We start from the raw sequence: 22318 nt of genomic DNA, 5'->3' as shown, positions 1-22318 counted from the left end.
ACTACGCCGCACCGGCCCGGCCCGCTGCCGGTGCCGGTTCCGCTGCGGAAGCCGGGGCTGCGGCGTGGGGCAGGCGGCGTACGGCGCGGGAGGCCAGCGGGAGGGCCGCTGCCGCCGCCGAGACGGCACCGGCGACCGAGGCGACGCGGAACGCGCCGTACGCCTGGGCCAGCGGGCCGACGCACAGCTGGCCGACCGGGATCGCGACGTACGAGAGCAGTTCGTCGTACGAGGCGACGCGCGAGAGCACGTGGGGCGGCACGTGCTCCTGCATCGAGGTGTCCCAGGCGACGGCCGTGACGGCGGAGCCCAGCCCCGCGGCGAACGCGGCGGACAGCAGCCACGGGGCGTCCAGCCGGGCGCCGAGGGCGAGCAGGGGGAGTGCGGCCAGGACGCTCGTCAGCTGCCCGAGGCGCAGCAGGTGCCGGACCACCAGCCGGTACATCAGCAGTCCCGACACCAGCAGCCCGATGCCGCGGACGCTGAGCACGAGACCCCAGGTCTCCTCACCGCTCAGCCGCTGGGTGAGCTGGGGGCCCAGGATCTGCCAGGTGCCGGTCTGGACCAGATTCACCAGGCAGAACGCCAGCGTGCCGATCCACACCCAGCGGATGGCGCGGAACTCCGCCCACCCGTCGCGGATGTCGGCGGCCAGGCCCGTCGGCCGCCGGGCCGGTTCCGTGGTGCCGGTGAACGTGAGCCGCGCGAGGAACCCCGCCGCCAGCAGGTACGTGAACGCGTCGAAGGCGATGGCCGGGCCGCTGCCCACCGCCACGACGAGGACCCCCGACAGGCTCGGCCCGAGGATCTTCGTGGCGTTGCGGGCCGTACCCAGCAGGGAGTTCGCCTGCTGGAGCCGGGTCCGGTCGACGAACTGCGGCAGGACTCCGCGCAGGGCGGGGGCGGTGAACGCGCCGAGCGCGCCGTTCAGGAACTCCAGCACGGCCACCGGAGCCAGTGCGTAGTGGCCGGTCAGCAGGAGCGCCGCGACGCCGCCCTGGGTGAGCGCCGAGCCCAGATGGACGGCGACCAGCACGTTCCGGCGCGAGGAGCGGTCCGCGACGGCCCCGCCCACCAGGAGCAGCGCCAGCAGCGGCAGCATGTGGGCGGCCAGCACGACGCCGAGGTCCTGGGAGCTGCCGGAGGCGTCCAGGACCGCGAACGCCAGTGCGACCGGGGCCATCGAACTGCCGAGCAGGGACACCAGACGCCCGGCGTAGAACGTGCGGAACCGAGGCTGCCTGAACAGCGAACCTGAACGGAGAAGGGAGGGGGGAGACGGAGGGAGAGACGGGTCGAGAGGTGGCTGCACCGGCAGGATTCTGCGGAGCCGCCCCCGGCGCGCGCTAACGTTTCGGCAGCAGGCGAAAGCAGCAGGCGAAAGCAGCAGGCGAAAGCAGCAGGCGAAAGCAAGAGGCGAAGGCAGCAGGCGAAAGCAGCAGGCGAAGGCAGGAGGCGAAAGATGGTGCTGCTGCGGCTGAGTCCGATGGCTCTGTCCCGGTCCAGGTTCGCGCTGTCGCCGCTGGCCGAGACGCTGGGCTCTATGAGCGTGCTGACCAAGCCGTGCGCCGATCCGTGGCTCGGGCCCTGGTACACCCGGCACCACGACGCCTTCCGCGCCGTCCTCGACGCGGACCCCTTCGCCAGGGGGCTCGTCGAGCTGATCGGCTCGACCAAGTACCTCCCCGGCTTCATCACCCTCCCGCCGTCGGGCGGGATGCGCACCACCCTGGACGAGGAGCTGGCGCCGGTCGCCGCCGCCTCCGACGCGGCCGTGCGCGCCGACCTCGAAGCGGCGGTGGCGCACAGCTGGAAACGGCACGACCTGCGGTGGCTGACCGGGCACGGATGGGGAGCCCGTACGGCCGAACTGTTCCGGAACACGTGGCAGGCGCACATCCTCCCGGACTGGCCGCGCCGCCGGGCGCTGCTGGAACGGGACGTCAGCCACCGGGCCGGGCTGCTGGCCGCCTACGGATGGCCCCGCGCCCTCCAGCGGATGAACCGGCGCAGCGCCTGGGTCGGCGCGGACGCGATCCGCTTCAGCCACCAGCCGGGACCGGACCGCGTCGTCGGCGCGGACGGCATGCTGTTCGTGCCGGTCTGTGTGACGAGCGGCACCTGGCTCTGCGAGGAACCGCCCGCCCGGTACGCCCTGGTCTATCCGGCCCGCGGGTCCGCTGCCGCCGCCACCGGGCGGCCGAGGCCGGACCGCGCCCTGGAGCGGCTGATCGGCACCGGCCGCGCTGCCGTGCTCCACGAACTGGAACGCCCCGCCACCAGCACAGAACTCGCCCGCCACTTCGACCAGTCGCTCGGCACCGTCGGCGGGCATCTGGCCGTCCTGCGCGAAGCGGGCCTGGTCGCGGGCACGAGAGTCGGCCGGCGTGTCGTCTACCGGCGCACCGAGGCCGGCGACGCCCTCGCCGGGGGCCCTCCGGCCGGCGGCTCAGCGGAATCGGTGTGATCAGGTGATCGGTGCGATGACGGAAAGATCCTCCCCTGGCACTAGGGAGTTTGTTTTGCCTACCCATTACTCTTGTCGCAAGGCCGCGCTGGGTGGCCATGGAGGAGTGAGATGAGGAGCAGCAACCCGGTCTTCTCGCGACGGGGCTTCAGCCGCGACAACGGTTACGCGAACGTCAACGCGGCGCCGCAGGCCGGGGCCCCCGTAGCGGGTGCCAACCCGTACGCCACCAACCCCTACGCCCAGCCGGACGCCCAGTACGGCGCCCCGCAGGCGCCCGCGCGTTCCGGTGCGATGACGATCGACGACGTCGTCACCCGTACGGCGCTGACGCTGGGCACGGTCGTGGCGGGTGCCGCCGCCGCCTGGGCCCTGCTCCCGGTCGACGAGGCGAACCTCAACAAGTCGTACGGCATCGCGATCGGCGCCGCGCTGATCGCCTTCGTGCTGTCGCTCGTCCAGTCCTTCAAGCGCACCCCGGTCCCCGCGCTGATCATCGCGTACGCGGCCTTCGAGGGCGTCTTCCTCGGGGTCATCTCCAGCGCGGTCAGCACGTACATCGGACCGGGCGTCGTGATGCAGGCGGTGATGGGCACCATGTGTGTCTTCGCCGGTGTGCTCTTCGCGTACAAGATGCGCTGGATCCGGGTCACCCGCCGGTTCTACGGCTTCGTGATGGCCGCGGCCATGGGCTTCATGCTCCTGATGGTGGTCAACCTGCTGTTCGCCGCCTTCGGTGGCGGTGACGGCCTCGGCTTCCGCAGCGGCGGCCTCGGCATCCTCTTCGGTGTCGTCGGCATCATCCTCGGCGCGTGCTTCCTGGCCCTGGACTTCAAGCAGGTCGAGGACGGCGTCGCGTACGGCGCTCCGCGCGAGGAGTCCTGGCTGGCTGCCTTCGGCCTCACCATGACCCTGGTGTGGATCTACCTGGAGATGCTGCGCCTGCTCTCCATCCTGAGCGGCGACGACTAGTCAGCCGCCGGACACAGCGACCGAACGCGGCCCGCAGGCTCCTTCGCGGGAGCCTGCGGGCCGTTTCCGTGCCGCGGGGACGGGGGGCTACAGGAGCTTGCGGGCCGCTCTGCGCAGGTCGTACTCGTGGATGAGCGCCTTCGCGTGTCCATAGGCGAGGTCGTGTTCGCCCCGCAGCCAGCTGACCTTCTCCTCGAAGCGGAGAGCGGGGCCGTCCTCGACGGTGCGGAGCCAGTCGGAGATCTCACGACCGGTGCACTGCGGGATTCTGGCGAGCAGATTGCGATGGGTCTCTTCGGACAGGACTTGGGACATCGGCGCCTCCGACGCGTTGTGCGCGGTACTGGTCCTTCCCGACACCGTGCCTGAGCGTCGGCCCGTTGGCAACCATCCCGGCAGGGGCGCGTAGGGTCGCGGGGTGCTCGATACGACGCCCCTGATCATCGCCGTGGACCGATTCGCCGACCGGCTGCGTGCCGCCCCGCAGAGCAGACTGCGGCGGGGTGCGGCGGCCGAGGGACTGGCCGTGGCCAGGCAGTTGGCGGTGCGGGCCCAGCGCGTCGAGGCGCCGGACCGGGAGCCGAGGACCATGCCGGACGCGGGGATGTTCGCGGTCGGGGACCAACTCGCGGTCGCGGGCCGGGATCTGGCCGTGGCACTGGAAAAGGCCCCGTCGGCGGAGCTGGACGAGGCCGTGCGATGCGTCGAGGAAGCGGCCGCCCGAGCGTTCGCCTAGGCGATACGCGAACGGTGGGCTGCGGCAGCGGCCGGCGAGGGCCGCTGTGCCGGGGGTGTAGAGATCCGGACGACCGGTCGGCGGGCTAGAAGCTCGCGATGACGCGGTCGGCCAGTATGTACACGTTCTCCCGGCCGCACGAGAACGTCAGCGCGTACGCACCGGAGACGCCGGAACCGCCCAGCAGCACCGGGTGCTCACCGTCCCGGAGCGATGTGGCCAGCCGCTCGGCCGTCTCGCGGTGGCCGGGGGTCATACAGAGCGTGGTGCCGTCGGCGAAGACGTACACGTCGAGCGTGCCGAGCGGGCCGGGGCGCACGTCGGAGAGTTCCGTACGGCTGTCGGCCAGCTCCTCCAGGCGGTTCACCGTGCGCTCGTGGTCGGTGACGACGGGGGTCTGCACCGGCACGAAGTCCGGGTGCGAGGGGTGGCGGCGACGGGCCGCGGCCAGCTCGGGGGAGTCCTCCGCGAACTCCGCGATCTCGGGGAGCTCGGTGATGTCGGCCAGCTCGGTCAGCTCGGCCAGTTCCGTCAGCTCCTCCAGCGCCTCCGTGGCGTCGAGGTCCATCGCTTCGAGGCCGGCGAAGTCCGCCTGGCGCGGCATGAAGAACGGGGTGTCCTCACCGACTCCGGCCAGTCCGCCCAGCAGGGACGGGGCGTCGGCGGCGTCCCGCGCTTCCTGCGTGGCCCAGAAGGCCCGCGCCTCGGCGAGTTCCCGCTCCCGCTCCTCGGCCAGCGCCTCGGCCACCGCCGCGCGTATTTCCGAGGCAGGTGTGGCGTCGTTACGGCTCTGGGCCGGGACCGCGGCGGCCTGGGCGCGGCCGTCGGCCAGCTCCCTTCGAAGGGCCGATACCTGCTTACGCAGCCCGTGAGCGGCGTGCAGAGCAGCAGCGCCCACGGCCGTGGCGGCGGCGGTGGTCAGCAACAGGGCAAGAGGCATGGCGCTCACTGACTTACTCCCGGTTTCAATCGATCCCCCGACTTCCTACATCAGCTTGACCCGTACCGGCACCATGTGTCAGTGCATTACGTCACGAATTGGACAGGTCTTTGTGCCCGGGGTTTAACCCTGATGCTGGTGTGACCTGCGGGAATGGGTCTCCCCCAGGAGATAGGTCACATCCTGGGGGAGATTCGGTCACGGTCGGGGCTCGGAACCGGTCATCGCGTCCGGCTTGAGGGCGCCGGATCCCGCTCAGGAGCGGGATCCGCTTGAGCTCGGGTCCCGCTTGAGCTCCGGCCCCGCTTCAGCTCAGCTCAGCTCAGCCGCTCGATGACCATCGCCATGCCCTGGCCGCCGCCCACGCACATCGTCTCCAGGCCGAACTGCTTGTCGTGGAACTGGAGGCTGTTGATCAGCGTGCCGGTGATCCGGGCGCCGGTCATGCCGAAGGGGTGGCCGACGGCGATGGCGCCTCCGTTGACGTTGACCTTGTCCAGCGGCAGCCCGAGGTCGCGGTAGGACGGGATCACCTGGGCGGCGAAGGCCTCGTTGATCTCGGCCAGGTCGATGTCGCCGACGCTCAGCCCGGCCCGCTTCAGTGCCTGCTTGCTCGCCTCGACCGGCCCGTAGCCCATGATCTCGGGGGAGAGGCCGGAGACTCCGGTGGAGACGATCCGGGCCAGCGGGGTCAGGCCCAGCTCGCGCGCCTTCGTGTCGGACATGATCACGAGCGCCGCGGCACCGTCGTTCAGCGGGCAGCAGTTGCCCGCGGTGACCAGGCCGTCGGGGCGGAAGACCGGCTTCAGGCCCTGCACGCCCTCCAGGGTGACGCCCGCACGCGGACCGTCGTCCTTCGCGACCACCGTGCCGTCCGGCGTCGTCACCGGGGTGATCTCGCGCTCCCAGAAGCCGTTCTTGAGGGCCTCCTCCGCGAGGTTCTGCGAGCGGACGCCGAACTCGTCCATGTCCTGACGGGTGACGCCCTTGGTCCGGGCCAGGTTCTCCGCGGTCTGCCCCATCGAGATGTACGCGTCCGGCACCAGGCCGTCCTCGCGCGGGTCGTGCCAGCTCGCCCCGGACTCCTCCGCGCGGGCCGCGGTGCGGGCCTCGGCGTCGGCGAACAGCGGGTTGTGGGTGTCAGGCCAGCTGTCGGAGTTGCCCTTGGCGAACCGGGACACCATCTCGACGCCCGCCGAGATGAACACGTCGCCCTCGCCGGCCTTGATGGCGTGCAGCGCCATCCGGCTGGTCTGCAGGGAGGAGGAGCAGTAGCGGGTGACCGTACAGCCGGGAAGGTGGTCCATCCCCATCTGTACGGCGATGATGCGGCCCAGGTTGTTGCCCTGCTCGCCGCCGGGGAGGCCGCAGCCGAGCATCAGGTCGTCGATGTCCCTGGGGTCCAGCTCCGGGACCTTGGCCAGTGCGGTCTGGATGATCGTGGCGGTCAGGTCGTCCGCCCGCAGGTCCTTCAGCGAGCCCTTGAAGGCCCGGCCGATGGGGGAACGGGCAGCAGAGACGATCACGGCTTCGGGCATCACGCGGCTCCATGAGGGCTGGAAGGCTGTCTGGCTGGACTGCTCTGGAAGTTACCCGGACGTACTGCGGAGGTCACCCGCACCGGCGTGTGATGCGGGCCTCTTTTCTAAGCAACCGCTCAGTCAGCTGTCCGGGCAACCGCTCGTTCAGCCGGCGGCGGCGGTGCCCGTGTCGCTGCCCGGACGCCGGTCCACCCGGGTCGCACCGCCCTGTTCCCCGTGTTCCTCCTTCACCGGAGCCCCCGGGGAACGGTGCTGGTACCAGTGCGGATGAGGGTGCGGTTCCGTGGCCGCGGGCAGGCGCCGCCGCCTGCGGTGCTTGAGGAGAGCCCAGGGCGCCCGCGCCCCGGTGACCTCCGTACCGGCCTCCCTGGCCGCCTGGGAGGCCGCCTTGGCCACCGGCAGGATGTCCTCGCGCCGGGCGCCGTCCAGATGATCGGACTCCGGCCACAGCCCCAGCACCGCGCAGAGCGTCGGCAGGACCGCCATCGCCGCGGTCGCGTACCCCTCCGCAGAGGGGTGGTAGTTGTCCGGGCCGAACAACTCCCGGGGGTTCGCCTCGAACTCCGGGCCCAGCAGGTCGCCCAGCGACACCGTGCGCCCGCCCTGCTCCACGGAGCCGATCGTCTGCGCCGCCGCCAGCTGCCGGCTCACCCGCCGGGCCAGCCACCGCAGCGGCTGGTAGACCGGCTCGATCGTGCCCAGGTCCGGGCAGGTGCCGACCACCACCTCCGCGCCCGCCGTCCGCAGCCTGCGTACCGCCGTGGTCAGGCAGCGCACCGACTGGGTCGCGGGCATCCGGTGCGTCACATCGTTGGCCCCGATCATGATCACGCAGACGTCCGGGGTCCCGGACGGGTCCGCCAGCAGCAGCGAGACCTGCCGCTCCAGATCGTCCGACCTGGCCCCCGGCTGCGCCACATTGCGCAGATCCACCGGCCGCTCCGAGACCGCCGCCAGCCCGGAGGCCAGCAGTGCGCCCGGTGTCTGCCCGGCCCGCCGCACACCCTGCCCGGCCGCCGTGGAATCCCCCAGCAGCCCCAGCCGCAGCGGGTCCGTCGGCCCGGCGAACGCCACCCCGTACCGCCCGTCCGCGCTCGGCGGGACCGGCGCGACCCCGCCGCCCACCAGCCGCTTCGCCAGCTGGACCTCCGCCAGCAGGACGCCCACCGCCGCGGCCCCCAGCAGCCCGACGCTGCCGCCACCGTAGGCCGCGCCCGCTGCGATCCGCCGTGCCACCCTTGCCCTCGACACAGTCCGGTCCACCTCCTCTTCGCCGTACGTGCCGTACCGCCGTACACAGAGCTAACTGCCCCCAAGGGGGCGTCGTTCAATCGCTTCACCCAATCCGGTCCCCGTACGCATACTCTTGCCGCACCATCACGGAGACCCCGGAGTACACGGTGCAATTCCACGATTCGATGATCAGCCTCGTAGGCAACACCCCGCTGGTGAGGCTGCGCAGTGTGACGGCCGGCATCCAGGCGACGGTCCTGGCCAAGGTCGAGTACTTCAACCCCGGCGGCTCGGTCAAGGACCGGATCGCCCTTCGCATGATCGAGGCCGCCGAAGAGAGCGGCGCGCTCCTGCCCGGCGGCACGATCGTCGAGCCGACGAGCGGCAACACGGGCGTGGGCCTGGCGATCGTCGCGCAGCAGAAGGGCTACAAGTGCATCTTCGTCTGCCCGGACAAGGTGTCCACGGACAAGATCAACGTGCTGCGCGCCTACGGGGCAGAGGTCGTCGTCTGCCCGACGGCGGTCGACCCCGAGCACCCGGACTCCTACTACAACGTCTCCGACCGGCTGGTCCGTGAGACGCCCGGAGCCTGGAAGCCCGACCAGTACTCCAACCCGAACAACCCGCGCTCCCACTACGAGACCACCGGCCCCGAACTGTGGGAGCAGACGGACGGGAAGATCACCCACTTCGTGGCGGGGGTCGGCACCGGCGGCACGATCAGCGGCACCGGCCGCTACCTGAAGGACGTCAGCGACGGCGCGGTCAAGATCATCGGCGCGGACCCGGAGGGCTCGGTCTACTCGGGCGGCTCGGGCCGGCCGTATCTGGTCGAGGGCGTCGGCGAGGACTTCTGGCCGACGGCGTACGACCGTACGGTCACCGACGAGATCGTCGCCGTGTCCGACAAGGATTCCTTCCAGATGACCCGCCGGCTCGCCAAGGAGGAGGGCCTGCTGGTCGGCGGCTCCTGCGGGATGGCGGTCGTGGGCGCCCTGGAGGTCGCGAAGCGGCTGGGCCCGCAGGACGTGGTCGTCGTCCTGCTCCCGGACAGCGGACGTGGCTACCTGAGCAAGATCTTCAACGACGAGTGGATGGCGGACTACGGCTTCCTGGAGAACACCGGCCCCTCCGCACGCGTCGCGGACGTCCTCGACTACAAGGAGGGCCCGATCCCGACGCTCGTCCACATGCACCCGGAGGAGACCGTCGGCGAGGCGATCGACGTCCTGCGCGAGTACGGCGTCTCGCAGATGCCGATCGTGAAGCCGGGCGCCGGCCACCCGGACGTGATGGCCGCGGAGGTCATCGGCTCGGTGGTCGAGCGGGAGCTGCTGAACGCGCTCTTCGCCCAGCGCGCCTCGCTCTCCGACCCGCTGGAGAAGCACATGTCGCCGCCGCTGCCGCAGGTCGGTTCCGGCGAACCGGTCGAGGACCTGATGGCGGTGCTCGGTGGCGCGGGTGCGGCGGACGCGGCGATCGTGCTGGTCGAGGGCAAGCCCAAGGGCGTGGTCAGCAGGCAGGACCTGCTGGCGTTCCTCGCCAAGGACGCGGCGGCGGTCACCAAGCCGTAGCGCGGACCGGACCGGGGGCTTCGCGAAAACGGTACGAGCGCGACACGTACCCGCAGCACCGGCTTAACACGGATCGGGCAGATTGATGGGTGTCGGCAGGGAAACCCGCCGGCACCGATACGGCGACACGGACTACGGAGCGGCTCCCGGACCTCCACTGTCGTCAGGACGCGAGACCGGCCCTGACCCGGACCGCGTCCCTCGCGGGGACCGCCGTCGTCCCGCCCTCCGGGAAACCGGGGGTGCGGCGGTCCCCGCGATACAGCTCGTCACGGCGCAGCCGTCAGCAGCGCGAGGCGCTCCGCCGACTCCGTACCCGGCTCCGGGGTGTAGACCACCAGGCACTGGTCGCGGTCCCCGGGCACATCGAGCGTCTCGTACGGGAGCGTGAGCGGACCGGCTACCGGGTGGCTGATCCGCTTGACGCCGTACGCCTTCGCCTTCACCTGGTGATCCGCCCACAGCCGCCGGAAGTCCTCGTTCTTCACCGACAACTCGCCGACCAGTGCGGCCAGTTGCTTGTCGTGTGGGTGCAGGCCCGCGTCCAGGCGCAGATGGGCGACCGTCTCCGCCGCCACGGCTGCCCAGTCCGGATAGAGCTCCAGGGAGGCCGGGTCGAGGAACACCTGGCGCGGGACGTTGCGCGCACCGGGGGAGAGCCGCGAGAAGCCGAGGAGCGCGTCGGCCGCCCCGTTCCACGCCAGTACGTCCATCCGGCGGCCCAGGATGAACGCCGGTGCCCCGCCCAGAGTGTCCAGTAGCAACCGCAGTCCGGGCCGCACCCGTTGGGCGGCGGCCGGGGCCGCCGGGCGCGGCTCGGGGCGAGCCACCGTGCGCAGATGCGCGTGCTCCGTCTCGTCCAGACCCAGCACCCGGGCCACCGCGTCCAGCACGGCGTCCGAGACGCTCGGGCCGCGCCCCTGCTCCAGCCGGATGTAGTAGTCCACGCTCACCCCCGCGAGCTGCGCCACCTCCTCGCGCCGCAGACCCGGAACGCGCCTGCGGCCGTAGGAGTTCAGCCCGACGTCACCGGGCTGTATGCGGGCACGTCGTGAGCGGAGGAAGTCTCCGAGGTCGCCGTCCATGCCGTGATCGTAGAAGACCCGGCCGCTCCCCAGCCTGGTACTGGCAGACCCAGGAAAGACGCATCCCTGGGTAGCGGCGGCCCGCGGCGGCAGAGTCGTTCCCGAGCCGGGGAGAAGCCCCGGCCCACGGAACCAGGGAGTACGGACATGTCGTACGGGACACTCGCAGGCCGCACCGCAGTCATCACCGGAGCCGCCAGCGGTATGGGCGAGGCCACAGCCCGGCTGCTCGCCGCCCAGGGGGTCAGGGTGGCGCTGCTGGCCCGCCGCGCGGAGCGGCTGGAGGAGCTGGCCGGGAAGATCACCGCCGACGGCGGCCAGGCACTCGCCGTCGTCACCGACGTCACCGACCAGGCGTCCGTGGACGCCGCGGCCGAGCGGGTGCACGCCGCGTTCGGCCGGGTGGACCTGGTGGTCAACGCCGCCGGGGTGATGCTGCCGAACCCGGTGGACGAGGGCCGCGCCGACGAATGGCAGCGGATGCTGGACACCAACGTGTCGGGCGCCCTGCGCGTCATCCGGGCCTTCACCGCGGACCTGGTGGCGGCCGCCGCCGACGGCCGCACCGCCGACCTGGTCAACATCTCCTCGATCGGCGCGCACGTGACGTTCCCCAACTACGCGGTGTACGGGGCGACGAAGGCCGCGCTCACCTATCTCTCGGCCTCGCTGCGCACCGAACTGGGCCCGCGCGACGTCCGGGTCACGAACATCGAGCCCGGCCTCACCGACTCGGAACTGGCCGGGCACGTCGACAACGCGGAACTCAGCGGCCAGCTCGACGGCATGTTCGACGCGCTCGGCGGGCTGTCGAGCGACGAGATAGCCGACCTGATCGCCTACACGACCAGCCGGGCACGCCACATCAACCTGCGCCAGCTGGTCGTGCTGCCGACCCGTCAGGCGTGAGAAGCGTCCGGGGCTCAGTCCTCCCAGTCGGACTTCTGCCGCTCCTCGGCCCGGCGGCCGAAGAGCCGCCCGCTGCGGGCGGTCTGGAAGGCGTTGACGCCGACGATCCCGAGCCAGGCGACGACCAGCCCCTGGATGCCCGCGTTGGCCACCCCGACGGCGGACAGCGGAATGGCCAGGATCAGCGAGACGATCGCGAATCCGTACTGCTCACCGAAATACCCGGAGGACCGCTCCGGCGAGCGCGCCCCCCTGACCTGCTGCTCCGCGAGATGACGCCTGACCCGGCGGTCGAGCGTGCCGTCGAGCCGCTGCTCGACCTTCTCCAGAAACGACTCGACGAGCGCGGACTCGTACTCGGTGCCCAGCTCGCTGCGGGCTTGAAGGGTAGCGTTGAGCTCCTTCTTGAGCTCCGTGTCGGATGCGTCCATGGTCCTACGTTACGAAGCCGCGTCGGCCGGGTCAGTGGGGCTAACCCCCCGGTTTGCGGGGGCGGAAGCACCCTCCGGGCCTCCTGGCGAGTGACGTCACGCCGCGCTGCCCGGGGCGGGCGCGCCGGTGCGACGGATGAGCCACCAGGCGGTGCAGAGGTGGGTGGCCGCCGCGAGCGTCCCGCCGACGGCCATACCGGTGACCCCCCGGCTGACGCCGATGTACGCGTCGCCCAGCTGCGCCGCCCCGGCCACCGCCAGGACCGGAACCAGCGCCCGGCGCTCTCCCTTCAGCGCGTACACCAGCGCGGCGGCGAGCGGGACCGCGCGGACCGCGTACGCCTCCGCGTACACCTGGAGGCCGGCCGTCGGCTCGGTGCCCGCCGGCAGCAGGAGCGTGGGGCGTGCCACCGCGATCACGGCCGCGACCGCCGAGCCCGCCGCCATGGCCACGTTGAGGCCGGCCAGTGTGCGTCGCATCTCGTCACCTCTTGAATCATTAACACTATGAATGATTTCTCGATGATACGGTGCGGATCGTGAAGGATGTCAAGCAGGAGACGCTCACCGGCACCGCGGCCTTCCGGCTCGGCACGCTCGGCGCGATCACCGCCGAACTGTTCGCCGAGCGGCTCGCCGTCCACGGCCTGAAGCCCAAGCACGCCGGACTGCTTGCCCTGCTGGACAGTGGCGCGGCGGCCTCGCAGCAGGACATCGCCCACACCATGCGGGTGACGCCCAGCCTGGTGGTCGGCCTCGCTGATCACCTGGAGGAGCTGGGCGCGGTCACCCGGGAGCGCGACCCCGCCGACCGCCGCCGCCAGATCCTCGCCCTCACGGTCCGGGGCCGTGAACTCCTCGCCCGCTGCACGGAGACGGCGAATGCCATCGACGAGGAGCTGACGGCCGGGCTCGACGACGCCTTCCGCACGAACCTGCGCCAGACCCTCGCCGTACTGGCCGCGCGGGCGGGCCTGCCCGGATAGCGCGCGCTCGGGCGCGTCATCACGGCTGTCTGCATATGGACATGCAGACGCCTTGCTGGCTGAATGGATTCCTCGGCGCCGGACCGCGGCGCGACGGATCCAGCGAGGGGACAGGATGAGCGGGAGCAGCCCGGCCGCGAGGTTGCAGCAGCTGTTCGAGGGGCGCAGGCTCACCCCCACCCAGCGGCGCATCGCGCACTCGATGGTGCGCAGGGCCGGTGACGCCCCGTTCCTGTCCAGCGTCGAGCTCGCCGAACTCGCCGGCGTCAGCCAGCCCTCCGTCACCCGGTTCGCCGTGGCGCTCGGCTTCGACGGCTACCCCGCGCTGCGCAGGCACCTGCGCGAGGTCTCCCCGGCCGGGTCCTCGGCGGGGGCCGGGGAGGACACGTACAACGAGTACCAGCAGGCCGTGCTCGGCGAGATCGAGAACCTGCGCCACCTCGCGGAACTGCTCGCGGACCCGGGCCCCGTCGAACGGGCCGGCCGGCTGCTCGCCGGCTCGCGACCGCTGCCCGTGCTCGGGCTGCGCGCCGCCTCCTCGCAGGCCCGGGGCTTCGGGTACTTCGCCGCCAAGGTCCACCCCGATGTCCGGGTGCTCGACGAGGGCGGCAGCATGCTCCACGACCGGATCGACGCCGCCCGGCGGGCCGGGGCCACCGCGCTGATCTGCTTCGCGCTGCCGCGCCATCCCCGGGAGGTCGTGGACGCCCTCGCGTACGCCCGGGAACAGGGTCTGACGGTGGTCTCGGTCGCGGACTCCGCGTTCGCCCCGGTGGCCGCGCACAGCGATCTGCTGATCCCGGCGGCCGTCGGGACCGGGCTCGCCTTCGACACGGCGTGCGCGCCGATGCTGCTCGGGCGGGTGCTGCTGGAGTCGATGTGCGACGCCCTGCCGGAGGCGCAGGCGCGGCTGGAGGAGTTCGACGCGAGGGCGGCGGCGCGGGGGCTGTTCATCGAGTGAGGGTTCCGTCCTCAATCGCCGGACGGGCTTGAGTGCGGGTACCCCGCGGGGTGCGCCTGCCCGGTGGGTGGGGGGTGGTGCCCCTCCGGGGCGTCTCCTCAAAAATGGCGTGTTCACCCGGGTACGTGAGGGACCCGGGTCGTACGCCATTTTCTGCGGGGACTCCCCTGCACGTCCCCACCCCAGGCCCAGTCGCGTCTGCACACCGGCCGGAGTGCTGTCGCAGACGCGCGACGGGCGGGTTCGGGGGCGTGCAGGGGAGTCCCCGCAGAACGACGAACACAGACCCGGGTACGCAATGCGGACCCCCCGCACGTTCGTCGTTTGAGGAGACGCCCCGGAGGGACCCCGAACCCCCACCCACCGGGCAGGGCGCCCCGCGGGGGACCCGCACTCAAGCCCGTCCGGCGATTGAGGACGGAACCCCGCACCAAGGACCCCCGCGCCCCCGCGGACCCGCGCCCCGGTCAGACCTCCAGCTCGGCCTCGATCTTCTTCAGCTTGTGGCGGGCCATGGCCAGGTTGGCTCGGCCGGCGTCCAGCACCAGGTAGAGGAACAGGCCCTTGCTGCCACGGGTTCTGAGCAGCCGGATCAGGTGGTACTGGGTGCCCAGGGTGATCAGGATGTCCTCGATCTCGTCCTGGATGCCCAGCTGTTCCATGGTGCGGAGCTTCGCGCGTACGACGTCGGTGTTGCCGGCCGCCGCGATCTCCAGGTTGAACTCCTTGCCGCCGCCGAGGGTGCCCAGCGCCATGCCGCTCGTGTAGTCGACGAGGGCGACACCGAGGGTGCCCTCGATGTTCGACATCGCTTCCTTCAGTGACGCTTCGGTGTTCGCCATGAGTGCTCGATTCCTTTCCCTGACCGGCCGCGACGGCCGGTTCCGTTTACTGGGTCCGATGGGCTGAGAGGTGGTCAGGTCGGGCGGTGGGGCAGCGTGCCCGGCGGCTGCGGGGTGCGTGGTGCGGGCGGGCGTGCGCCGGGCGGGGGCTGCGGTGCGCGTTCCAGCGCGGTGTCGACGAGCCGGCCGATCCTGGCCCCGGCCCGGCGGCCCTCCAGATGGAGCCTGCCGACGTTGATCCGGTCCTCGGCCAGCAGCGTCAGTACGGCGGAGGAGCCCGCGGCGTACGCCGCGATGTAGCCCGTCTCGCCCCGGACGAGGAGTTCGCGGAAGCCGCCCCGGCCGGTCGCCTCCGTCATCCGGATCGAGACGCCGAGCGCGGCCGCGGTCAGTGCGGCGACGCCTTCGGCCTCCACCCCCGGGGTGTCATGGGCGAGGACGAGACCGTCGGTGCTGGCCGCCAGGGCGCCGGCGAGCATCGGAACCCGCGCCCGCAGCCGCTGGAGTTCGGCCAGGACATCACGCACTTCGGCCTCGGGCACCATCAGCTGTCTCCTCCCGGCACGCTGTCTGAGCGCGCGTATCACAGGGCCTCCAATGCGTCTCGGAGCCGGCGCAACAGGGCGACATCGGGGTCGGGCGTGATCTCGGGCAGCTCGATCCGGGCGGTCGCGGAGGCGGCCGGGCCCATCGGCTGCCGGACCGTCTCGACCAGCCCTGCGGCGGCCAGCCGCCGCAGGTCGACCAGGGTGTGGAACGCGGATCTGCCCAGCTCCTGGGCGATGTCCGTCGCGGTGCGCACCCCGTCCACGCACTCCAGGACGCGCTGCTGGCGCGGCGGCACCGGGCTGTCGACCGGTCCGCCGGTCCGGGCCAGCGGAGCGCTGTCGCCCGCTGCCTCCGGCCAGATCCGGTCCAGCAGCTCCCGGCGCCGGAGCGTCTCGCGCTGCACGGCGTCCACGGGCACGGGGCGGACCGGGCCGATCCAGTGGGCGACCCCGTAACGGAAGCGGGCCGGGGTCCGGGTCGGGGCGAGGGCGAAGAACGCCGCGTCGTACAGCACCCCCAGGTGGCACAGTTCCAGCGCGCCGCCCGCCACCCGGCCGCTGTCCACCAGATAGCGGCCGACCCGCCGATGCGCGCCCGCCCGGGCGACCGCGTCCCACCAGCCGTCGCGGTGCAGTGCGCCGCCCCGGGTGAGCAGGACGTCGATCCCGGGCGTCGCCGGGCTCTCGGCGTGCACCACCTCGCCGTCCGCGAGGTAGAGGGTGCCGCAGTCGCGCATCAGGGCGCCGGTGGCCCGTTCCGCGGCAAGGCGCTCAAGCATCGGCGAGAGCACGGTGGCGGGGGAGGGGGTGGGTAAGGGGGCGGCCGTTCTCATGCCAGGACCAGCCGCTCGGCCGTCTCGCCCAGCCGTATCCGGGCGAGGGCGAGGTTGCCCTCCGCGCGGTCCAGCCACAGGTGGAGGAAGACGCTGCTGTCGAAGTCCGTCTCGACGAACCGGAGGATGTGGTACCCGGACCGGGTGGTGACGATGACGTCCTCGACCGGCGGTTCCGTCCCCGTAACCCCTGTGCCGTCCGCGGTGTCCGGCGGCTGGGCCGCTCCCGAGGTGAAGACGGACTGTTCGGCCGCCATCCGTGCCACCTCGGCCGTCTCGGCGGCGGTGGCCTCGTGATCGCCGTTGGGCGAGTCACCGATGGTGCCGAGAGCGAGACCGCTGGTCCAGTCGACCACGGCGGCGCCACGGGCACCGGGCAGTCTCATGACGTCGAGCAGGCACTCGTCGATTCCGGGCACGCGGATTCCCCTCCGACGCGGTATGCGGCTGTGACCCAGAGGTTACGCAACGTGCTCAGGACTGGTGGAGGTTCTGGCATTTTCCACAGGTACATGCAGGTCGCCGGTGGAAAATGCTTCGCCGCACACCGGAAGGAGGCCCTCCGGAGACCGTTCCCGCCACCCTGTTGACTGGAGCTATTCAGCCGATCAAGATGTGAATAGAAAATTCACAGTCGCGAGGAGGCATTGCCATGTCAGGACCCCGCCCCGTACGGGCACCGCGCGGTACCGAGCTGAGCGCCCTGGGATGGCAGCAGGAAGCCGCGCTGCGGATGCTCCAGAACAACCTGGACCCCGAGGTCGCCGAGCACCCCGACAAGCTCGTCGTCTACGGCGGCACCGGCAAGGCGGCCCGCGACTGGCGCTCGTTCGACGCGATGGTCCGCACGCTGCGCACCCTCAAGCAGGACGAGACGATGCTCGTCCAGTCCGGGCGGCCGGTCGGCGTCATGCAGACGCACGAGTGGGCCCCGCGCGTGCTCATCGCCAACTCCAACCTGGTGGGCGACTGGGCGAACTGGGAGGAGTTCCGCCGCCTGGAGGCGCTCGGGCTCACCATGTACGGGCAGATGACCGCCGGATCGTGGATCTACATCGGCACCCAGGGCATCCTCCAGGGCACCTACGAGACGTTCGCCGCCGTCGCCGCGAAGAAGTTCGGCGGCACGCTGGCCGGCACGATCACGCTGACCGCCGGACTCGGCGGCATGGGCGGTGCCCAGCCGCTCGCCGTGACCATGAACGACGGCGTCGCGATCTGTATCGACGTGGACCCGCGCGCCATCGAGCGCCGCATCGAGCACCGCTTCCTGGACGTGAAGGCCGACAGCCTGGAGCACGCGCTCCAGCTCGCGGTCGAGGCGCGGGACGCCCGCAAGCCGCTCTCCATCGGCCTGCTCGGCAACGCCGCGGAGCTGCTGCCCCGGATGCTCGCGGAGGGCGCCCCGGTCGACATCGTCACCGACCAGACCAGCGCGCACGACCCGCTCGCCTACCTGCCGGTCGGGGTCGACTTCGACGACATGGCCGACTACGCCACCGAGAAGCCCGCCGATTTCACCCTGCGCGCCCGTGAGTCGATGGCGAAGCACGTCGAAGCGATGGTCGGCTTCATGGACGCGGGCGCCGAGGTCTTCGACTACGGCAACTCGATCCGCGGCGAGGCCCAGCTCGCGGGCTACGGGCGGGCCTTCGACTTCCCCGGCTTCGTGCCCGCGTACATCCGGCCGCTCTTCTGCGAGGGCAAGGGCCCGTTCCGCTGGGCGGCGCTGTCCGGCGAGGCGTCCGACATCCGCAAGACCGACAAGGCGCTGCTCGAACTCTTCCCGGAGAACGAGTCGCTGCACCGCTGGATCAAGATGGCCGGCGAGCGCGTCCAGTTCCAGGGGCTGCCCGCCCGGATCTGCTGGCTCGGCTACGGCGAGCGGGACCGGGCCGGTGAGCGGTTCAACGACATGGTGGCGAGCGGTGAGCTGGCCGCGCCGCTGGCCATCGGGCGCGATCACCTGGACTGCGGCTCGGTGGCCTCCCCGTACCGGGAGACCGAGGCGATGCTCGACGGCTCCGACGCGATCGCGGACTGGCCGCTGCTGAACGCGATGGTGAACGTGGCGTCGGGGGCCTCCTGGGTCTCCCTCCACCACGGCGGCGGCGTCGGCATGGGGCGCTCCATCCACGCGGGCCAGGTGACGGTGGCCGACGGCACGAAGCTGGCCGGCGAGAAGATCCGGCGGGTGCTGACGAACGACCCGGGCATGGGCGTCATCCGGCACGTGGACGCGGGCTACGACATCGCGGAGTCGGTCGCCTCCGACAAGGACGTGCGGGTGCCGATGCGGGAGGGCGAGGCGTGAGCGCCACGGGCGCACCGAGGCCCACCCTGTCCTTCCAGGACATGTGGCGGGAGCTCGCTCCCATCGGACGGCACCCGGACAGCGGCGGCTACCGCCGCTACGCCTGGACCGCCGCCGACACCGACTGCCGTACGTGGTTCCGGGCACAGGCCGAGGCGCGCGGGCTGGCCCTGGAGACCGACCGCAACGGCAACCAGTGGGCCTGGCTCGGTGACCCGCTGGCCGGGGACGCCGTCGTCACCGGCTCGCACCTCGACTCGGTACCGGACGGCGGCGCCTTCGACGGGCCGCTCGGCGTCGTCTCCTCCTTCGCCGCGCTCGACGAACTCCGCCGCAGGGGAGTGGAGTTCACCCGGCCGCTGGCCATCACCAACTTCGGTGACGAGGAAGGCGCCCGGTTCGGCCTGGCCTGCGTCGGCTCCCGGCTCGCCGCCGGACAGCTGACCGTCGAGGCCGCGCACCGGCTGCGGGACGGTGACGGTGTCACGCTCCCGCAGGCGATGGAGGCGGCCGGATACGACCCCGACGCCATCGGCCCCGACCCCGAACGGCTCGCCCGTATCGGCGCGTTCGTCGAGCTGCACGTCGAGCAGGGCCGCGCCCTCGACCTCAGCGGCGACCCCGTCGGCATCGCCTCCGCGATCTGGCCGCACGGCCGCTGGCGGTTCGACTTCCGGGGCGAGGCCAACCACGCGGGCACCACCCGGCTCGCCGACCGGCGCGACCCGATGCTCACGTACGCGGAGACGGTGCTGGCCGCCCGCCGGGAGGCGGAGCTGGCCGGCGCCCTCGCCACCTTCGGCAAGATCGCCGTCGAGCCGAACGGCGTCAACGCCATCCCCTCGCTCGTACGCGGCTGGCTCGACTCCCGCGCCGCCGACCAGGACACCCTGGACACCGTCGTCACCGGGATCGAGCGGGCCGCCCGGGAACACGCCGAACGGGCCGGAATCGATCTCGACGTCGTACGGGAGTCCTTCACGCCCGTCGTGGAGTTCCAGCACGCCCTGCGCGACGAGCTGTCCACGATCCTCAAGGGCGCCACCCGGGGCAACGGCCGCGCCGTCCCCGTGCTCGGCACCGGAGCGGGACACGATGCGGGTATTTTGTCCGCTTCGGCCCCTACCGCCATGCTGTTCGTCCGGAACCCCACCGGGATCTCGCACTCGCCGGCCGAGCACGCCGCGGAGGACGACTGCGTGGCCGGGGTGATCGCACTCGCCGATGTACTGGAAGGTCTCGCGTGCCGCTGACAACGCAGCCCCCGGCAGAGTCCACGACGGAACCGGCCACGGAGCCGACGGGCAAGCCCGTCACCGCGACGTACTGGCTCTCCCACGCCTGGCTCGGCACCCATGTCGAGCCGGGCGTCGTCCTGGAGGTGTCCGGCGGGCTGATCGCCGGAGTACGGACCGGCGTCGACTCCCCGCCGCCCGGCGCCACCGTGCTGCGCGGGCTCACCCTGCCCGGCCTCGCCAACACCCACTCGCACGCCTTCCACCGCGCCCTGCGCTCCACCGTCCAGGTCGGCTCCGGCACCTTCTGGACCTGGCGCGACACCATGTACCAGGTCGCGGCCCGGCTCACCCCCGACACGTACTACGAACTGGCCCGCGCGGTGTACGCCGAAATGGCGCTGGCCGGCATCACCGCGGTCGGTGAGTTCCACTATCTGCACCACGCGCCCGGCGGCACCCCGTACAGCGACCCGAACGCGATGGGCGCCGCCCTGATCGAGGCCGCGCGCGAGGCGGGCATCCGGATCACCCTGCTGGACACCGCCTACCTCGCGGCGGGGTTCGGCCGCCGCCCCTCCCAGTACCTGAAGCCCGACCACCACCAGCTGCGCTTCTCCGACACCACCGCGGACGCCTGGGCCGAGCGCGCCTCCCTCCTCAAGGGCGACGAACACGCCCTGATCGGGGCGGCCGTCCACTCGGTGCGCGCCGTGCCCGCAGACCAGCTCGCCACCGTCGCGGCCTGGGCCCAGGAGCGGCGGGCGCCGCTCCATGTCCACCTCTCCGAGCAGACCGCGGAGAACGACGCCTGCCTCGCCGCCCACGGCCGCACCCCCACCCGGCTCCTCGCGGACCACGGGGTGCTCGGCCCGCGCACCACCGGGGTGCACAACACCCACCTCGCGGCAGAGGACATCGCGCTGATCGGCTCCACGGCCACCGGCACCTGCATGTGCCCGACCACGGAGCGCGATCTCGCTGACGGCATCGGCCCCGCCGTCGCCCTCCAGCGCGCCGGCTCCCCGCTCTCGCTGGGCAGCGACAGCCACGCCGTGATCGACCTCTTCGAGGAGGCGCGCGCGATGGAGCTCAACGAGCGCCTGCGCACCAGGACCCGCGGCCACTGGACCGCGGCGGCCCTGCTGCGGGCCGCCTCCGCAGACGGCCACGCCGCGCTCGGCCGGCCCGAAGCGGGCATCCTCGAACCGGGCGCGCCCGCCGACCTGGCGACCATCGCCCTGGACTCCGTCAGAACAGCGGGACCGGTGCCGCGACTGGCCGCCGAGACAGCCGTATTCGCCGCCTCCGCGGCCGATGTGCGCCATACGGTGGTCGCCGGACGGCACATCGTGCGCGACGGGCGGCACGCGCTGGTCGACGACGTACCCGGAGCGCTCGCGAAGGCCATCGCCGCCCTGCACCACTGAGCAGCGCGGCGCGCAGTACTCCGCCGCCCCCACGCAAGGAGAGCAGTCCCCCGATGACGACGACCGCCATCACCCACATCTCCGCACTGGTCACCAACGACCCCTCCCTCGGTGACGGTTCCCCCCTCGGACTGATCCAGGACGCGGCCGTCGTCATCGAGGGCGACCGCGTCGTCTGGACCGGTGAATCCAGCAAAGCACCCGCCACTGACAACGCCGTCGACGCGGCGGGACGGGCCGTGATCCCCGGCTTCGTCGACTCCCACTCGCACCTGCTCTTCGCGGGCGACCGCACCCAGGAGTTCAACGCCCGGATGTCGGGCCGGGCCTACAGCGCGGGCGGCATCCGCACCACCGTCGCCGCCACCCGCGCCGCCACCGACGACGAGCTGGACGCCAACGTCGCCCGCTACCTGGCCGAGGCGCTGCGCCAGGGCACCACGACCTTCGAGACCAAGTCCGGCTACGGCCTCACCGTCGAGGACGAGGCCCGTGCGCTGCGCATCGCCGCCCGCCACACCGAAGAGGTCACCTTCCTGGGCGCCCACATCGTCTCCCCGGACTACGCCGACGACCCGGCCGGATACGTCGACCTGGTGACCGGCCCGATGCTCGACGCCTGCGCCCCGTACGCCCGTTGGATCGACGTCTTCTGCGAGCGCGGCGCCTTCGACGGCGACCAGGCCCGTGCCGTCCTCACCGCGGGCCTGGCCAAGGGCCTGCATCCGCGCGTCCACGCCAACCAGCTCGGCCACGGCCCCGGCGTCCAGCTCGCGGTCGAACTCGACGCGGCCTCCGCCGACCACTGCACCCACCTCACCGACGCCGACATCGACGCCCTGGCCCAGTCCGCCACCGTCGCCACGCTGCTCCCGGGCGCCGAGTTCTCCACCCGCGCCGCCTGGCCGGACGCCCGCCGCGTCCTGGACGCGGGGGCCACCGTGGCGCTCTCCACGGACTGCAATCCGGGCTCCTCGTTCACCTCGTCCATGCCGTTCTGCGTCGCACTCGCCGTGCGCGACATGGGCATGACCCCCGACGAGGCGCTCTGGTCCGCCACCGCGGGCGGCGCCGCGGCCCTGCGGCGCACCGATATCGGGCGCCTCGCCCCCGGCGCCCGCGCCGACCTGGTGGTCCTCGACGCGCCCAGCCACGTCCACCTCGCCTACCGGCCCGGTGTACCGCTGGTGCACGAGGTCTGGCGGCGCGGCGAGCGCACCGGCCTGCCCCGCTCCGGCTGAGCAGAGGCCCACAGCCAAGAGCCCCCATCACGCGGAA

Annotated in this window: 23 protein-coding genes; 11 read left to right on the top strand and 12 right to left on the bottom strand. The window is 72.2% G+C overall.

Annotated elements, in window-relative coordinates; translation table 11 throughout:
* Window position 1 precedes the first annotated feature (1 nt).
* Entirely contained in the window at window positions 2–1312 is a 1311-nt protein-coding gene (locus ACZ601_RS26570) for an MFS transporter (RefSeq protein ID WP_469542376.1), read from the bottom strand.
* Window positions 1313–1462: 150 nt separating this feature from the next.
* Here ACZ601_RS26570 and ACZ601_RS26565 point away from each other — a divergent pair, with 150 nt between their 5' ends.
* A complete protein-coding gene (locus ACZ601_RS26565; protein ID WP_469542374.1) occupies window positions 1463–2467 on the top strand; it encodes an ArsR/SmtB family transcription factor in 1005 nt (334 codons plus the stop codon).
* Window positions 2468–2578: 111 nt separating this feature from the next.
* Window positions 2579–3439 carry a Bax inhibitor-1/YccA family protein gene (locus tag ACZ601_RS26560; protein WP_024491449.1) on the top strand — a complete coding sequence of 287 codons (861 nt, stop codon included), beginning with the start codon at window positions 2579–2581 and terminating at the stop codon, window positions 3437–3439.
* A gap of 87 nt (window positions 3440–3526) precedes the next feature.
* Here the strand turns inward: ACZ601_RS26560 and ACZ601_RS26555 are convergent, their stop codons facing one another.
* Window positions 3527–3754, bottom strand: coding sequence for a DUF4287 domain-containing protein (locus ACZ601_RS26555; protein WP_440575337.1), 228 nt, complete (start codon window positions 3752–3754; stop codon window positions 3527–3529).
* 103 nt (window positions 3755–3857) lie between these two features.
* Between ACZ601_RS26555 and ACZ601_RS26550 the strand changes: the two genes are divergently transcribed.
* Complete coding sequence (locus ACZ601_RS26550; protein WP_073738498.1) at window positions 3858–4175, top strand: hypothetical protein; 318 nt, start codon at window positions 3858–3860, stop codon at window positions 4173–4175.
* Window positions 4176–4260: 85 nt separating this feature from the next.
* Here the strand turns inward: ACZ601_RS26550 and ACZ601_RS26545 are convergent, their stop codons facing one another.
* The 3 genes from ACZ601_RS26545 to ACZ601_RS26535 form a co-directional block, all read right to left on the bottom strand.
* Window positions 4261–5100, bottom strand: coding sequence for a hypothetical protein (locus ACZ601_RS26545; protein ID WP_440575348.1), 840 nt, complete (start codon window positions 5098–5100; stop codon window positions 4261–4263).
* A 332-nt stretch (window positions 5101–5432) separates the two neighbouring features.
* Entirely contained in the window at window positions 5433–6653 is a 1221-nt protein-coding gene (locus ACZ601_RS26540) for an acetyl-CoA C-acetyltransferase (RefSeq protein WP_073738500.1), read from the bottom strand.
* Between the two features lie 147 nt (window positions 6654–6800).
* Complete coding sequence (locus tag ACZ601_RS26535) at window positions 6801–7892, bottom strand: SGNH/GDSL hydrolase family protein (protein WP_469542678.1); 1092 nt, start codon at window positions 7890–7892, stop codon at window positions 6801–6803.
* A 164-nt stretch (window positions 7893–8056) separates the two neighbouring features.
* On the opposite strand from ACZ601_RS26535, the gene ACZ601_RS26530 reads away from it, so the two are divergent.
* Window positions 8057–9466: a cystathionine beta-synthase gene (locus tag ACZ601_RS26530; protein ID WP_469542370.1), complete on the top strand. Its 1410-nt coding sequence runs from the start codon at window positions 8057–8059 to the stop codon at window positions 9464–9466.
* 269 nt (window positions 9467–9735) lie between these two features.
* Here the strand turns inward: ACZ601_RS26530 and ACZ601_RS26525 are convergent, their stop codons facing one another.
* Window positions 9736–10551, bottom strand: coding sequence for a helix-turn-helix transcriptional regulator (locus ACZ601_RS26525; protein WP_469542367.1), 816 nt, complete (start codon window positions 10549–10551; stop codon window positions 9736–9738).
* A 147-nt stretch (window positions 10552–10698) separates the two neighbouring features.
* Here ACZ601_RS26525 and ACZ601_RS26520 point away from each other — a divergent pair, with 147 nt between their 5' ends.
* Window positions 10699–11460: an SDR family oxidoreductase gene (locus tag ACZ601_RS26520; RefSeq protein ID WP_440575333.1), complete on the top strand. Its 762-nt coding sequence runs from the start codon at window positions 10699–10701 to the stop codon at window positions 11458–11460.
* A 14-nt stretch (window positions 11461–11474) separates the two neighbouring features.
* Here ACZ601_RS26520 and ACZ601_RS26515 read toward each other — a convergent pair whose 3' ends face one another.
* On the bottom strand, window positions 11475–11891 hold the full coding sequence (locus ACZ601_RS26515) for a hypothetical protein (RefSeq protein ID WP_469542365.1): 417 nt from the start codon (window positions 11889–11891) through the stop codon (window positions 11475–11477).
* 96 nt (window positions 11892–11987) lie between these two features.
* Complete coding sequence (locus ACZ601_RS26510) at window positions 11988–12371, bottom strand: hypothetical protein (RefSeq protein WP_469542363.1); 384 nt, start codon at window positions 12369–12371, stop codon at window positions 11988–11990.
* A gap of 59 nt (window positions 12372–12430) precedes the next feature.
* On the opposite strand from ACZ601_RS26510, the gene ACZ601_RS26505 reads away from it, so the two are divergent.
* Both ACZ601_RS26505 and ACZ601_RS26500 read left to right on the top strand, forming a co-directional pair.
* Window positions 12431–12877, top strand: coding sequence for a MarR family winged helix-turn-helix transcriptional regulator (locus ACZ601_RS26505; RefSeq protein ID WP_469542360.1), 447 nt, complete (start codon window positions 12431–12433; stop codon window positions 12875–12877).
* Window positions 12878–12992: 115 nt separating this feature from the next.
* A complete protein-coding gene (locus ACZ601_RS26500) occupies window positions 12993–13838 on the top strand; it encodes a MurR/RpiR family transcriptional regulator (RefSeq protein WP_440575329.1) in 846 nt (281 codons plus the stop codon).
* Between the two features lie 467 nt (window positions 13839–14305).
* Here ACZ601_RS26500 and ACZ601_RS26495 read toward each other — a convergent pair whose 3' ends face one another.
* From ACZ601_RS26495 to ACZ601_RS26480, 4 genes are all read right to left on the bottom strand, one after another.
* Window positions 14306–14680, bottom strand: coding sequence for a hypothetical protein (locus ACZ601_RS26495; RefSeq protein ID WP_440579529.1), 375 nt, complete (start codon window positions 14678–14680; stop codon window positions 14306–14308).
* A 74-nt stretch (window positions 14681–14754) separates the two neighbouring features.
* Window positions 14755–15225, bottom strand: a complete 471-nt coding sequence (locus ACZ601_RS26490) for a roadblock/LC7 domain-containing protein (RefSeq protein WP_469542356.1) — start codon at window positions 15223–15225, stop codon at window positions 14755–14757.
* A 38-nt stretch (window positions 15226–15263) separates the two neighbouring features.
* Window positions 15264–16061, bottom strand: a complete 798-nt coding sequence (locus tag ACZ601_RS26485; protein ID WP_469542354.1) for a transcriptional regulator — start codon at window positions 16059–16061, stop codon at window positions 15264–15266.
* A complete protein-coding gene (locus tag ACZ601_RS26480; RefSeq protein ID WP_469542351.1) occupies window positions 16058–16480 on the bottom strand; it encodes a hypothetical protein in 423 nt (140 codons plus the stop codon). Before ACZ601_RS26480 ends, ACZ601_RS26485 begins: the two co-directional genes overlap by 4 nt.
* A gap of 233 nt (window positions 16481–16713) precedes the next feature.
* On the opposite strand from ACZ601_RS26480, the gene hutU reads away from it, so the two are divergent.
* The 4 genes from hutU to hutI are packed head-to-tail and all read left to right on the top strand — an operon-like array spanning window position 16714 to window position 22281.
* Window positions 16714–18375, top strand: a complete 1662-nt coding sequence (gene hutU, locus ACZ601_RS26475; RefSeq protein WP_469542348.1) for a urocanate hydratase — start codon at window positions 16714–16716, stop codon at window positions 18373–18375.
* A 41-nt stretch (window positions 18376–18416) separates the two neighbouring features.
* Window positions 18417–19628: an allantoate amidohydrolase gene (locus ACZ601_RS26470; RefSeq protein ID WP_469542676.1), complete on the top strand. Its 1212-nt coding sequence runs from the start codon at window positions 18417–18419 to the stop codon at window positions 19626–19628.
* A complete protein-coding gene (locus tag ACZ601_RS26465; RefSeq protein ID WP_469542345.1) occupies window positions 19619–21040 on the top strand; it encodes a formimidoylglutamate deiminase in 1422 nt (473 codons plus the stop codon). The genes ACZ601_RS26470 and ACZ601_RS26465 overlap by 10 nt, the downstream gene beginning before the upstream one ends.
* 53 nt (window positions 21041–21093) lie before the next feature.
* Entirely contained in the window at window positions 21094–22281 is a 1188-nt protein-coding gene (gene hutI, locus ACZ601_RS26460) for an imidazolonepropionase (protein ID WP_469542342.1), read from the top strand.
* Window positions 22282–22318 lie beyond the last annotated feature (37 nt).

Source organism: Streptomyces sp. NPDC104307, from assembly GCF_055584045.1.
The sequence above is the reverse complement of the archived record's forward strand: the minus strand, read 5'-3'. Positions and strand labels throughout refer to the sequence as shown.

Coding starts and splice junctions, on each gene's coding strand:
- ACZ601_RS26565 (WP_469542374.1), top strand. CDS start 1,463: ATGGTGCTGCTGCGGCTGAGTCCGATGGCTCTGTCCCGGTCCAGGTTC.
- ACZ601_RS26560 (WP_024491449.1), top strand. CDS start 2,579: ATGAGGAGCAGCAACCCGGTCTTCTCGCGACGGGGCTTCAGCCGCGAC.
- ACZ601_RS26555 (WP_440575337.1), bottom strand. CDS start 3,754: ATGTCCCAAGTCCTGTCCGAAGAGACCCATCGCAATCTGCTCGCCAGA.
- ACZ601_RS26540 (WP_073738500.1), bottom strand. CDS start 6,653: ATGCCCGAAGCCGTGATCGTCTCTGCTGCCCGTTCCCCCATCGGCCGG.
- ACZ601_RS26525 (WP_469542367.1), bottom strand. CDS start 10,551: ATGGACGGCGACCTCGGAGACTTCCTCCGCTCACGACGTGCCCGCATA.
- ACZ601_RS26520 (WP_440575333.1), top strand. CDS start 10,699: ATGTCGTACGGGACACTCGCAGGCCGCACCGCAGTCATCACCGGAGCC.
- ACZ601_RS26515 (WP_469542365.1), bottom strand. CDS start 11,891: ATGGACGCATCCGACACGGAGCTCAAGAAGGAGCTCAACGCTACCCTT.
- ACZ601_RS26510 (WP_469542363.1), bottom strand. CDS start 12,371: ATGCGACGCACACTGGCCGGCCTCAACGTGGCCATGGCGGCGGGCTCG.
- ACZ601_RS26500 (WP_440575329.1), top strand. CDS start 12,993: ATGAGCGGGAGCAGCCCGGCCGCGAGGTTGCAGCAGCTGTTCGAGGGG.
- ACZ601_RS26495 (WP_440579529.1), bottom strand. CDS start 14,680: ATGGCGAACACCGAAGCGTCACTGAAGGAAGCGATGTCGAACATCGAG.
- ACZ601_RS26490 (WP_469542356.1), bottom strand. CDS start 15,225: ATGGTGCCCGAGGCCGAAGTGCGTGATGTCCTGGCCGAACTCCAGCGG.
- ACZ601_RS26485 (WP_469542354.1), bottom strand. CDS start 16,061: ATGAGAACGGCCGCCCCCTTACCCACCCCCTCCCCCGCCACCGTGCTC.
- hutU (WP_469542348.1), top strand. CDS start 16,714: ATGTCAGGACCCCGCCCCGTACGGGCACCGCGCGGTACCGAGCTGAGC.
- ACZ601_RS26470 (WP_469542676.1), top strand. CDS start 18,417: ATGTGGCGGGAGCTCGCTCCCATCGGACGGCACCCGGACAGCGGCGGC.
- hutI (WP_469542342.1), top strand. CDS start 21,094: ATGACGACGACCGCCATCACCCACATCTCCGCACTGGTCACCAACGAC.